This window comes from Actinomycetes bacterium (assembly GCA_035506535.1).
Lineage (GTDB): Bacteria > Actinomycetota > Actinomycetes > DATJPE01 > DATJPE01 > DATJPE01.
On record DATJPE010000083.1, the window covers coordinates 75514 to 89279 of the forward strand.

General features: G+C 75.8%; 4 protein-coding genes. All 4 read left to right on the top strand.

From position 1 onward, the window contains the following. Positions 1–28: 28 nt before the first annotated feature. From VMI11_13920 to VMI11_13935, 4 genes are read left to right on the top strand one after another with little or no spacing between them, the layout of a single operon-like run. A complete protein-coding gene (locus tag VMI11_13920) occupies positions 29–727 on the top strand; it encodes a hypothetical protein (GenBank protein HTY73502.1) in 699 nt (232 codons plus the stop codon). After that, a complete protein-coding gene (locus VMI11_13925; GenBank protein HTY73503.1) occupies positions 724–10749 on the top strand; it encodes a DUF6603 domain-containing protein in 10026 nt (3341 codons plus the stop codon). Before VMI11_13920 ends, VMI11_13925 begins: the two co-directional genes overlap by 4 nt. Continuing rightward, a complete protein-coding gene (locus VMI11_13930) occupies positions 10746–12725 on the top strand; it encodes a hypothetical protein (protein HTY73504.1) in 1980 nt (659 codons plus the stop codon). Before VMI11_13925 ends, VMI11_13930 begins: the two co-directional genes overlap by 4 nt. Further along, positions 12725–13759, top strand: coding sequence for a hypothetical protein (locus VMI11_13935; GenBank protein HTY73505.1), 1035 nt, complete (start codon positions 12725–12727; stop codon positions 13757–13759). Before VMI11_13930 ends, VMI11_13935 begins: the two co-directional genes overlap by 1 nt. The last annotated feature ends 7 nt before the right edge of the window (positions 13760–13766 follow it).

A 13766-nucleotide genomic window follows, 5' to 3' on the forward strand; every position in this document is an offset into this window, starting at 1 on the left:
ATGAGAACAAGGCTCCGGTAGGCCGCTCGTGGCCGAGCGACCCGTCACGCCGAGTATCAGCCTGATCCAAGGCGGGGGGTCGATCGCCGGTCAGCTCCGTGCGCAGTCACTGGACCTGTCCGCGATCAAGGATCCGCGCGAGCGCGCGCTGGTCCAAAAGCAGCTGCAGGCCGTCCTGCCGGCGGTCGCGGTCAAGGCGGGCGCCACCGCGGCGCCGATGACCATCGGCCCGGACGACCTCGAACGGCTCGTCCCGGCGGCTGCCATCGCCGCCGCCGGCCTGGGCCCGGCGCGCACGCCGAGCCCCCCGCCCCCGGTGCTCTGGGAGCAGGACGGCAGCGCCCTGCTCGTCCAGGTCGCCGGCGTACGTGCCCGGCTCGGCGACGGGTACGTCGACATCGTCATCCCCGTCACCTGCGACCAGACCGGACCCACCGAGGTCACCGTCACCTTCGTCGGCGGCTCCGCCGCGCGGCCCGCCGGCGGGGTCATGACCACCGAGGACCACCCGCGCGGACCGGAGGTCGTCGTCGAGCGCTGGCCCGAGCCTCTGGTCGCCTTCGCCTGGGCCACCCTGGTCGGGGCCACGAGCGCCCTTTCCGGAGCCGTCGGGGTGGACACCTCCGGCCGGGCGCTCGTGCCCGCGGCCGTCACCTTCGCGCCCAACGGACTCACCGTCGTGCCGATCGGGCGGCACGCCTTCGTCCAGACACCGGTCGGCCCATGAGCGGCCTGCCGACGCTCGACCCGGAGATCGCCGACCTCGGCCTGGCGATCGGGCTCCTCAGCCCCTCCGACAGCGGCGTCGAGCTCGACAGCACCTGGTTCGACGACCCGGGGGGACGCCTGTCGGGCACCCTCGCCGACGACGGCCGCCGCGACGCCCTGGTCCGCTTCGCCGACGCCGTCCTGGGGTCGGGTGGGCAGGACACCGGCACGAACGGCCGCTCGCGGATACCCCTCCTCGACATCCGGGCGCTCGCGAACGACACCAGCCTTCCCGACATCGTCGTCCTCGCGACGCTCGACGCCACTCCCAGCGACTGGGTCGAGGTGGGCCTGGCCGCGACGCTCACGACGACGTCACCGGCCAGCGTCACCCAGGTCGAGATCCCGATCTACCGCGCGGCGAAGACCGGAAAGTCCGTCGCCCAGCCCTTCGCGCTGCTCGGCGGCGGCATCGTCACGCTCTCGACCGAGCTCACCCTCGCCCCCGATCCCGTCCCGGTGGAGGAGTTCGGCCTGGCCGGCGTCTCCGCATCGGTCGCGGTCGCCCTGTCCGGCGGGCCCGACCCGGTCTTCGCGCTCACCCTCAAGGGGCTGCACCTGCCAGGCGCGCAGGAGACCGGCGACCTGGCCATCGGCGGCGGCGGGCAGTCGCTCGACCAGACCCTCCTCTCCCTCGTCCTTGGCCTGGTCCGCCAGGGCGTCGAGGGGCTCTCCGGATCGGCCGCCGACGAGGTGGGCGCGCTGCTCGACCTGCTCGGGATGGGCACCGCCACCGACATCCCCGCGCTGCCGGTGGAGCAGGTGCTCGCCGACGGCGTAGCCGCGCTGCGCGCGTGGGCCGTCGACGTCGTCGGTACGCCCGCCGCGCGCGACGCGTGGCTCGCCGCGCTCGGCGACGTGCTCGGCGGGACGGTGAGCGACGGCGTCCTCGCCGTGCCCGTCGGCGGCGGCGGCGTCACCGCGACGGTCGGATTGCAGGCCGCCCAGGGGCCTGGCGGGCACCTGCAGGTGACGCCGCGGCTCGGCCTTTCGCTGCACGCGGACGTGGCCGGCGCCGTACGTCTGGGCGCCGAGGCCACCGCCGACCTGCTGACCATCGACGTCGGCACCGGCGGGCTGCAGGCGCTGCCGTACGCCGACCTCGTCGTCACCGCCACCGGCACCGGGGCCGGTGACGCCGCGAAGCTGCTGCACACCGGAACCGTCGACGTCGCCTCGCTGCGGCTCGGGCTCGCCCTGAACGCCGGCCACGCGCAGGCGCTCATCGAGCTGCTCGACGTCGACGTCGAGGGCCAGCACCAGGACGTGCTCGACCTGTCCAGCCCCGACGCCGTGGCGGCCGCCGCCGGCCACCTCGCCGACGACCTGCTCGCCGCGGCGCTCGACGCCCTCGGCGACGCCGGCACGGCGCTGAAGGGGCTGCTCGGGCTGGACCCGCCGGCGGGGGTCAGCGCCCTCGACGGCGCGCACCTGCTCGCGGACCCGCTCGGGACGGTGGCCGGCTGGTGGCACGACCTGCTCACCCAGCACCCCACCGCGGTCCCCGACGTCCTCGCGCACCTGCGCGACCTCGTCGCCGGGCCGACCCAGGTGCTCCAGGCCGTGACCGGGACCGGGACCGCCGACGACCCCTGGGTCGTCCCGGTCATCAACCGCCTGACGCTGACCTGCTGGCTGGACGGCGACCGGCTCCTCGTCGCCCCCGCGCTGTCCCTTCGCGTCGACGACCTGGCCGGTGGCTGCACCGTCGTCCTCACGTCCATCACCGTGCAGCTCGCGAGCATCGACCTCGCCGCGGGGCACGCGCAGTTCCTGGGCGGCGTCGACCTCACCGCGCGCCTGCGGGCCCGGGGCGGGACCCAGGCGCGCCTGTCCCTCGGCCCGGTCGCGATCGTCGCCGACTTCCTCGGGGCGCACGCGGGCTGGACCCCGGCCGCCGGGCTGGACGTGGCCTTCCTTGCGCCGAACCTCGCCCTCGACCTCGGGTCCGAGCAGGTCCCGCTCGTGCTGCCGAGCGTCGACGCGCACGGCCACGTAGACGTACCGACCGCGGCCTGGGCGTCGGTGGAACGCCTCGTCGCGGTGCTCGCCTCGATCGGGCCGCGCGGCTGGCCGGCCGACCTCGTCGACCTCACCGGGTGGGGCACCGACGACCCGCTGCTCTCCCTCGCCGACCTGGTCGCCGATCCCGGGACGGCGCTCACCGGCTGGCTCGCCGCCCTGCTCAGCGACGGCGACCTGGTCGGCACGCTCACCAGCGCGGTGGCCCACCTGACCGGTGGCAGCCCGGACGGCCTGGCCGGCGCGTTCACCGGGTCGGGGACGCGCGACGACCCGTGGGTCGCCTCCCTCGGTACCTCCCTCGCCCTGCCCGGGCTCGCGGTCTGGCTCGGCCCGGACGGACCGGTCCGCGCGGCCACCATGGCCGGCGACTCCCTCGCCGGCTGGCGGCCGGGCACGCCCGGCCTCGACGGGCCCGGCCTCGCCCAGGTGCTCGCCGACGAGGCGTACGCCGGCCCGGACGTCGCCGCCCTCGCCGCCGGGCGCGACCAGCTCGGCACCGGGCTGCAGACCCTCGCGGACCGGTGGGCCGGGACCGACGGGCTCGTCGCCGCGCCACCGACCGCGATCACCGGCCTGCGCACCCTGACCCGCCTCGGCGTCGACGCCGCCGGGCTCGCCGCCCTGGACCTCGCCTCCCTCGTGCCCGGCGGGCTGCCCGCGGGCGCCGTGGTCGTGCGGGTCGCAGTCGGCCCGGTGGCGTCGTCCCCGTGGACCGCCGACGTCGGGCGCCTCATCGACCTCACGCCCCCCGGGCTTGCACCCGGCTCCTTCAGCGTCGCGACCCCCGCGAGCGGGGAGTGGGTCGTGGCGCTCGCGCCGCGCGCCGACGCGACGCTGGGTGCGAGCGACCCCTCGGGGGTCCTCGGCCAGTCCGCACGGCTGCAGCAGGTCCTCGGCCCGCTCGCCGCCGCCGGCCCGGTCGTGCTGGTCGCGCTGGGCGGCGCGGGGCACGCCGCCCGCCTCGCCGCGGACTCCGTCGCCGGGGTGACGTACCTCGTCACGCTGGGGACGCCGTGGAGCGCGGTGGCCTTCGACACCTTCCGCACCGGAGCCTCCGCGGACGCCCTGCGGCTGCTGCGCGTCCTCCTGCCCGCGGTCGACCCGGAGGAGCCCGACGACCCCGACCTGGCCCTCGGGCGCAGCCTGGTCTCCTCGGCGATGGGGGCGGTACGTGGCCAGCCCGCCATCGCCGACCTCGAGGCGCCCCGACCGACGACGCCGGTCCGCGACGGGCTCACCGCGGTCGCGGTCTTCGGCGCCCTCGACCCGGCGGCCATCGCACGCGCGGTCACCGCGGTCGTGGCCGCGGGCCTGTCGGCCCGCGCCCAGGCCCGGGCCGCCGCGGCGTTCGCGCCGCCGGACACGGCGTACGTCGGCCTGCGCCTGCCCTTCGCGCTGCTGACCCCGCCGGGCGGTCACGGCACGACGGTGTCCGGGCTGCTCCTGCTCACCCTCGCCACCGCCAGCGCGAGCGGGCCGAGCGTGCACGCCACTCCGGCCCTGCGCCTCGACCTGGCCGTCGCCGACACCGACGGCTGGCTCGTCGGCGGCCCGGGCACGACTCCGGTCGCGGGCGCCCTCCCGCTCGAGCTGCGCCGCCTCGACGTACGGGTCGAGGCCGACCTGCGCGGCGGAGCGGCCAGCACCGAGATCACCCTGCAGGAGGGCTCCGCGCTCGGCGCGGACTGGCCCGCCCTGCCGGTCATCACCCCCGCCGCGGTGAGCGGCGCGATCGAGGCCACCCCGCTGCTGCCCGAGGCGCAGGCGCTGCTCGTGGCGCTGGTCGACCGGCTCACGTCCGTCGTCGACGCCAGCCCGGCCGGCGTGCTGCTCGACCTGTTGCGCGCGGCGGGGGTCAGCCGCAGCGACGGCGCGGTCGTCCCTGACGCCCTCACCCATCTCGTCAACGACCCGGCGGCCCACCTGCGCGCGCTCGTCGGCGACCCCGCCACGCGCGGCGCCCTGCTCGCCGCGCTGGCCCGGCTCACCGATGCGGTCACGGTCGACGGCGACACCGTGGCCGTCTCGGCTGGCCCGCTCGCCCTTCACGCGGACGCGGCCGTCGGTGCCGTCACCGCGACCGCCACCGGCACCGACGGCCTGCTGCACTGGCAGGCCGACGTGGCCCTGAGTCCGACGGCGGCACCGAGCGTCGCCGTCACGGTCGGCGACCCAGCGGCCGACGCCCTGGCCCTGCGGCTGGGTACGTCCGGCGCGCAGCTGCTGCGCGCCGGCGCCTCGCCGGTCCCGCTCTGGCCGGATCCCGACGTCGACGGGCTGGCCCAGGTGGCCGTCTCCGCCGTCCCCGCCGAGGCCCTGCGCGTGGTGCTCGAAGGGCTGCGCAGCATCGACAACCAGCTCGGCGGCGCCCTCGACGACCTCATGGCCGCGCTGGGCCTGCTGAGCGCCCCGGACGGGGATGGCTGGCGAAGGGTCCGCGCGCCCTACCTGCTCTTCGCCGACCCCGTGCGCTGGATGCGCGGCAGCGTGCTCTCGCTCGTCGACGGCGGGCCGTACGACACCGGGCGGCTGGTCGACCTGCTCGAGGGGCTGAAGCCCTTCGTCGGGCTGGCCGGGACCCCGCGCGGGAGCTGGCCGGTCACCGATGGCGTCTCGGTGCTCGTGGCGTCCGGGTCGCTCGGTCCCACGGTCTCCCTCGCGGTCGACGCGACGACCTGGCTCGCCGGTGCCGCCGGGCGCGCGCCCTTCAGCGCGGGGGCGAGCCTCGGCCTGGAGCTGGCCCCCAGCGCAGCGCCGCGGCCGAGCGTCGACGCCTGGCTGGGCGTCCCCGACGGGCCGGACGGGACGTCGACCCCGCAGCACCGAAGCGCCGCCCACCTCGTCGTCGACGCCTCCGGGATCCGGGTGCTGCTGCGCCCGGCATCCGGGTCGGACGTCGAGGTGTTCCCCACCCTGTCCGGCCTCGGCGCGCTCCTCGACAACGTCACCCAGCTGCTGCCCAAGGTCCTCGACGAGGTCGCCGGCATGGACGGCGACGCCACCCGCACCGCGATCGCCGAGCTGGTCGGCTCGGTCGGGCGGGGGCTCGCCGTGGCGAGCGGCACCCCGGCGGTGTTCGACGCGACCGCTCTCAAGAGCCTGGCCGCCGACCCGGTCGGTTGGCTTCGCGCCCAGCTCGCCGGACTGCTCACCCAGGCCGTGGCCGCGCTCGACCCGCTGCTGCAGAGCCTGCTGTCCCTCGCGCCGACGCAGCACGTGGCGACGCTGTCGGGCGCCGGTGTGCTGAGCGTCGACTTCCGCACCGTCGACGTCGCGCTCCACCCCAGCCCGCTCGCCGTCCACGCCGCCGCGAGCGCCACGGGGCTGCCGGTCATCGACGCCGTGGGCCTCAGCCTGGACGCGGACCAGGGCGGCCCGGCCGGCTGGTCCTTCGCGGTCGGGCCGGCCACGATCGACCTCGGCGGACCCGTCGTGCGCCCGGTGCTGCGCGGCAGCTGGTCGGCGTCCTCGGGCTGGGAGGTCCAGCTCGGCCTCGGCCTCGACGGCCTCGCCCCCGGCGCCGACGGCCACCGCGAGCTGCTGGCCCGCTGGCGCTCCGCCGACGCGGCCCTAACCATCGTCGCGACCGAGGACAGCGGTGGCAGCGCCACCGAGGACACCAGCCCAGAGGGGGTCGCGGCCGCCGCCGTGGACGCCGTCCTCGAGCTCGTCGGCACCTGGGTGCTCGGCGTCGACGAGGTCAAGACCCAGCTGCAGACGGAGGTGAAGGGTCAGACCGTCGAGGAGCTGCTGCAGGGATCGATCCTCGATCCCGCGGCGCCGGTCAACGCCCCCCGGCTGGTCAGCGACCCGCTGGACGGCTGGCCGGGGAAGCTGCTCGTCCTCGCCGGCAAGGTGGCCGGGGCGGGGCCGTCGGTCACGGTCGGGCCGTTCACGATCGGGCTCGCCGACAACGTCGGCTTCCTCGGTGTCACGCTGACCCCGTTGACCGCCGACGGCATCGACCTCAACCCCGGCAGCGACACGATCGTGACCCTCGAGGTCGACGCCACCTGGATCGACTCGTCGGAGTCGCCGGGCGTGACCCTCAACCTGCTGCGGCTCGACGGGGGCAACCTCGTGCCGGCGCCGGGACTGATCGTGAGCGGGGTCGGGGTCCGGCTGCACAAGTCGAGCGACCACCTCATCGACGCCGGCCTGATCCTCGACTCGGTCGCCGTCCACCTCTTCGGCAGCGTGCAGCTCGGCACCGGCGACCACCCGCAGTTCGGCGGCGGCCTGCAGGTCGAGCTGGGCGGGCTCGCCGTACCGCTCGGTGGTGGTGGCGGCGACAACGCCGTCGCCCAGGGCATCGTCCACGACGCCGGCGGGTCCGGCGCACCGCCGCGGCCGGCGTTCAGCCCGAGCCTGGCCGTCCAGGACCACGGCAGCGGGATCGAGGTCTCCCTGGCCGCGGGGTCGGGAGACGGGCCGTGGTTCATGCCGATCCAGCGGGCGTTCGGCCCGGTCTACCTCGAGCAGGTCGGCCTGGGCGTCGACTACCAGCAAGGGGTCAGCCCCCGCCAGCTCGAGCTGATCAGCCTCTACCTCGACGGCTCGGTCTCGCTGCTCGGGCTTTCCGCGAGCGTCGACAAGCTGCGCCTGACCTATCACGTGACGCGGCCCTTCTTCGACGCCGGCTCGTGGGAGGTCGATGTCGACGGCTTCGCGATCGCGAGCAACGTCGCCGGCCTCACCCTCGCCGGTGGGCTGCGGAAGTTCACGCTCGACGCCCCGCTGTCGGGGGTCGAGTACCTCGGCATGCTCAAGGTCGGGTACGGCAGCTACGGCATCGCGCTGTTCGGCGGGTACGCCCACCCGACCACACCGTCGGGAGCCCAGTTCGCCTCGTTCTTCGCCTTCGGCGTCCTGCACGCGCCGATCGGCGGGCCGCCCGCCTTCTTCATCACCGGCATCGGGATCGGCTTCGGCATCAACCGCGAGCTCGCCCCACCCGACGTCGCGACCCTGGACACCAACCCGTTCATGCTCGCGCTGCGGGCCCTCGGCCCGACGCCGGACCCGATGCAGCAGCTGCAGGACATGCGCCTGGAGGTCCCGCCGGCGCAGGGGGACTACTGGGTCGCCGCCGGGATCTCGTTCACCAGCTTCGTGCTCATCACCGGCGAGGTGCTCGTCACCGTCCAGTTCGGCGACGGGCTGGACATCGCGGTCCTCGGCCTGGCCCGCGCGCAGCTGCCGACCCCGGTCCTCACCCTGGTCTCCATCGAGCTCGCCCTGCTGGCCCGCTTCTCCAGCAAGGAGGGCCTTCTCCTCGTCCAGGCCCAGCTGACCGAGAACTCCTGGCTGCTGGACAAGTCGGTCCACCTGACCGGGGGCTTCGCGTTCGAGACGTGGTGGAAGGGCCCGAACGCCGGCCAGTTCGTCGTCACCGTGGGCGGCTACCACCCGCGCTTCCACCACGACGGCTACCCGGTGGTGCCGCGGGTGGGGCTGAACTGGTCGCCGATCGACAACATCAGCGTCACCGGCGGGGTGTACTTCGCCCTCTGCTCCGAGGCGATCATGGCCGGCGCCGCGATGGAGGTGGCCGCGCACTTCGGCCCGGCCCACGCCCGGCTCGCCTTCGGCGGCGACGCGATCGTCTTCTTCGACCCGTTCTGGTTCTCCGTCGACGCCTACGCCGAGGTCGACGTCGGGATCAGGATCGACGTGCTGTTCGGCACCATCGACGTCGAGATGTCCTTCGGGGTCGACGTCGAGGTCAGCGGCCCGCCGATCTACGTCACCGGGCACTTCAGCGTCTGCGGGTTCGCCGTGCCCTTCGAGTTCGGCGACCAGGGCGACCCGGCGGACAACGCCCTCGACGCCCCGACGTTCGCGCAGAAGTACCTGCGCGCCGGCAGCGACGCGCAGGTCGTCCAGGCCGCGGTGCTCGCCGGGGCGCAGGTCGCCGGCAAGTCCAGCGACCCGGGGTCGGGCGGCGTCGCGAAGCCGCCGGACGGCAGCCCCGACCGGCCGTTCCGGGTCGCCCCGGAGTTCCAGCTCACCTTCGTGTCGACCGCCCCGACGACCACCCTGGTCCTCGAGGGGGGCGGCGCCACCAAGTCCGTGTCCTCGCCCGCGCCCGAGCTGGGCGTCGCCCCGATGTACAGCGCGACCCTCGGCACGACGCTGACCCTGACGCTGACCTCCGCCGACCAGACGCCGCAGACCTTCGACCTCACCGACGTCGGCCTGTCGGCCCGCCTCGCGTCCTCCTTCCCCAAGGGGGTCTGGGGCCAGCCGCCGAACTCGGGGTCCCCGACCGTCCCCGCGGGGGAGACCATCCAGGCGAGCGACGGGCTGACCATCGACACGGTCATCCCGGACAGCGTCTTCACCGGCGCCCCACCGATCGACTACCACCAGATCGAGCTGCCGCTGGCGGGGCGCAAGCCGCTGCCGTTCATCACCAACCGCGGCAACACCGATGCGCGGGTCGCCGCCGCGCTGGCCCTCAAGGCGGCCGCGCAGGTGCTGGACGCGGGCGACCCGGACACCGCCGAGCGGTTCAGCCGCGCCGCGCTCGTCCTCGCGGCCGGGGGCAGCGGCCTGACCACGGTCGCCTCCCTGCGCGGCGCGCGGGCCTCGGCCCCCACCTTCGGCTCGCTCGCCGACGACCTGGTGGACAGCCCGGACGCGGTGGCCACGGCGACCACCCCCGTGGTGGTCGACCGCTCGCCGCTGCCGCCCCAGCGCTACAACCCCCTCGTCAAGGCAGTGCTCGGCCAGCCGCTGTCGTACTCCGTGGCCGCGCCGGCTGCGACGACCGTGGCCGACTCGGGGTCCGCCGTCTCGCGCGTCGTCCCGACCCTGTCCGACGTCCGGGCGGCGAACGCGAGCTCGACCCAGGCGAGCCTCACGGTCATCCCGCGCTCGGCGAGCGCGTCCGGGCGCACCCTGGCCGCCACCGGCTCCAGCCCGCTGACCAGGCTGGCGAGCGGCAACGTGGGCGCGGTCGCCAACGCGCGGCCGGTCCCGCAGGCCGCGGGCCGGCTGGCGGCGATGTCCGACGCGCTGCTCCCCGCGTCACCCACGCCGGCCGGGCCGGGCGCCCGGGGCGCCGCCGCCGCGGCCGGCGCTGGGGGAGCGGTGCTCCACGAGGGCGAGCTCGCCGTGCTCACCATCGCGCAGCGCCCGACGGGCGACGTCGCCGACCAGGTCGTCGTCGCGGGCGGCCTGACCCGGGTGCTGTGCCTGGCGGCGGGCGGTCGGGCGGTGGCCGACGCCTACGTCGGTGCCGACGGCGCCGCGTCGGCGAGCGTCGCCCTCCCCACGGTCACCGAGCGGGTCGTCGTCGTGGCCGAGGGGACCCAGGCCGGCGCCGGCGGGTCCGTGGCCGGCTGGTGCGCCGGACAGTCCCTCCCCTCGGTCGGGTGGGGCACCGCGCTTGCGGGCGGCGCGGTCCTGAGCGCGCAGGGGACCCGCGTGCCGCGGACCCGGGAGCGCGCCGACGGCGGGTGGGTGCGCAGCGAGGTGCTCGCCAGCGCCGCCCGCGTCGTCACGGCCTTCACCGACCCGGTCGACGTCGTCGCGGTCGTCGTCGACGACACCCTCGGCGGCGACGCCGCGTCGCGCATCGACGTCTCGCTCCTCGACGGCCGACGCGCGAGCGACGCCAGCGGCGCCCCCCTGCCGCCGCAGGTCGCGGTCGACGGCGTGCGCTCGATCCTGCTGTACGCCGTCGAGACGACCGGCCCCGAACCGGCCGTCGTCGTCACCGGCTGCGGGGGCGGCCAGCTGGCCGGCGTGCTGGGGGACACCGGGGGCGTCGCCGCCCTCGCCGCGCTGCTCGCGGTCACCGGCGTGGAGGCGGCGGTGCGCCAGCCGCTCGTCGGCGGCCCCGGGCAGCGCCAGGTCGGCGTCGTCCTCGGCGACGGACCGGTCGAGGACGCCACGCCCCGGACGGCGGTCCCCCGTGCGCGCCGGCGTACCGCGAGGAGGTCACGGTGAGCACTCCCGGCTACTTCGAGATCTACCCGGCCGCGCGGCCGCCGCTGCCCGCGGGGCTGTACGCCGCCTCGAGCCACTCCGACCTCGAGGCCACGCCGCCGCACAGCACGCAGGTGGCCATCCCCGTCGACGACACGCAGTTCTTCGTCCACCTCGTCTCCCCGCGCTACGTCATGCCGCCCGAGGAGATCCTCTCGACGTTCCCGCCGGCCACCTCGGCCGGCGACTGGCGCGAGCGGCTGCCGCAGATCGTGCTCAAGCGCCGCACGCTGCCCTGGGAGCGCAACCCCGACCCGAGCGCGGACCCCGCGACCGCACCGCCGTGGCTCGCCCTCGTCGTGCTCGCTGACGGCGAGGCGCAGCTGAGCCAGCCCGTCGACGTCGCGCAGTGCGTGACCCCGGGGGTCGACCTCGGCGACGACGCCGACGCGGCTCAGGGCGTCTACCTCGAGGTCCGGCAGAGCGTGGTGCACGCGGTGTTCCCCTGCCGCGACGAGCTGGACCTGCTCTGCCACGTCCGCAAGGTCGACCTCAGCGACACCGAGCTCGCGCTCGGCGACGACGACGGGTACCTGGCCGTCGTGCTCTCCAGCCGGCTCCCGCAGCCGGGCTTGCCGGCCAAGCAGGGCGACGACTGGGTCCCGGTGAAGTACACCGCCTGCCTGGTCAACCTCGAGCACCAGCTGGACACCCTGCTGCCCACCGAGCCCACGCCTGCCCCCTCCTTCGACCGCACCCAGGTCCTGTCCTACGTCGAGACCGCGCTGCAGCCGCCGGCCCCCGAGGCCACCGTCGACCAGATCGCGATGGGCCTGGGCCCGGCGCAGGAGATGTCGCAGCCGGTGTCCTTCGAGGCGACCGCGCGGGCGGAGCGGGTCGAGCGACCGGAGACGGGCACGTCGCTGGCGCCGTACGCCACCGCCCGCGGCCTCGAGGTCGCCGCGTCCTCCTGGGCCACCGGGCCAACCGCCAAGGGCGTCCAGCGCTCCTCCGACCTCGAGGTCGCCGTGTCGATCAAGTCCGGCGACGCCTACCGCAACGTCACCCTGCTCGACCCGACGTACCGCTATCCGGTGCTGGTCTCGTGGGAGTTCACGTGCACAGCGACCGGCGGCTTCGAGCGGCTGATGAACGCGCTGACGGTCGGCCTGCTCGGCACGCTCGACCCCGACCAGCCCGCGCCGCTGCCCGAGGTCGCCCCCACCGGCCACGTCGGCCTCGACCACGTCTCGCGCCGCGGCGAGCCCGACCGGGCGTGGTACCGCGGCCCGTTCAGCCCGCAGCCGACCCAGCGGGTCATGCCCACCGACGGCGTCCTGCCGCTCGCCCACGTCGGCGACCAGCTGCGCACGGTCGTCCCCGACGGGCGCGAGGACCTCTCCCGCGCCGCGCTCTTCGAGATCGGCCGGCTGCTCACCCTCTCCAAGCCCACCCTCGTCGCGGCCCTCATGGCGTGGCGCAGCGAGCTGTTCGGCGCCGCGCGGGCGCGCGAGCTCGCCGACCTCCTGGCGGGCAGCGTCGTCGCGACGGTCGGCGTGCAGGCGGTGGGCGGCCGGGCCAGCCTCGAGGGGCTGATCCGCACCCACGTTGTCGACGCCCTCGCCCAGGCGCCGCAGCTCGCACCGCGCGCGCTCGACGTGACGGCTCCGCGGGTGCCGGAGGAGCTCGCCCAGCTCCAGGCGGCCGCCGTCCTCACCGGCCTCGGCGCCGACCCCAAGCAGACGTTGCTGGCGACGAGGACGTACGGCGCCGAGGGGCTCGGCGGCGTCGGCGTTCCCGTCACCCAGGTGCCCACGGTTGCGGTGTCGCAGGACCAGCGAGCCATGGCGTCGCTGCAGCGCGCGCTGGTCGACCGGGTCCAGCAGCTGACCGTCGACGCGCTCAAGCTCGACCCCGCCGGGCAGCGGCCGCCCAGCCGGCGGCGCGACACCTTGGACCGGCTCGTCGCCGCGGCCGCGGCCCGCCGGGAGGCGTGATGGAGATCCAGGCGGAGGTCTACTTCCAGGCCCTGCGCGCCAGCGCGGGCACGCTCGTGCAGACCATCGGTCAGCTGCCGCCCGACGGCGGCGTCGAGGACCACGTGCGCCCGGACGGCGTCGTGCCGGCGGACATCGTGCGGGCGCTCGCCCACCTGCGCCTGCTCGAGGGGCTGCCGTTCTCCTACCTCGTCCCGGACGCCGAGCTGCTGCCGACCGAGACCATTCGCTTCTTCTACCTCGACCGCAACGCCACCGACGCCCTCGTCGAGGGAGCGCTCAGCGTCGGGACGGTCAACGCCGCCGACCGGGCGCAGCTGGCCGAGCTGTACGCGGTCGTCCGCGACGAGGTGGACGCCGCCGAGCGCCTGGTCCGGATGAAGGACTCCGACGCCCCCGAGGTCGACGCGCTCGGCCGCCCGATCGGCGCCGGCGGCCTGATCACCGGCTTCCTGCTGCGCTCGCGCCTGGTCTCGGGCTGGCCCGGCCTGCACGTACGCGCGTACTCCACCGACACCCGGCCCGACGACGAGACCACCCCGGACATGGACACCAGTCCGGACCGGGTACGGCTGCTGCGGATGGAGCGGCTCGCCCCCGCCGTGCTGCTCGTGCTCTTCGACGGGGTGCCCGCCGTCGTGCACATCGAGGAGCCGCGCTCGGGCATCCAGTTCGGCGTCCGGCTCGTCGAGCTCACTGACCCGACCCAGCAGACCGCCGTCGTGACCGTGCGCGACGTCACCGCTCCCAACAACCCGCCCCCGGCCCAGACGGTGCCGGTGCCGTTCCGCGCCGGATCCCCGGGTGTCATCAACATGCGGGCGCTCAACGACGCCCTGGTTGCGATCCCGACCGCCCACATGGGCGCGACGGTGGACGCGGCCGAGTTCGCGATCGAGATGCTGCGCTTCCCGTTGCGCCAGGTCTTCGGCGACACCGCGGTCGCACCAGGCTCGGACGCCTTCACCCCCACCCTCGACGTCACGCAGCTGCGCCGGCGTTTCGACCTCGCCGACCGCGTGCTGGGGGAGTGAGGCCGCC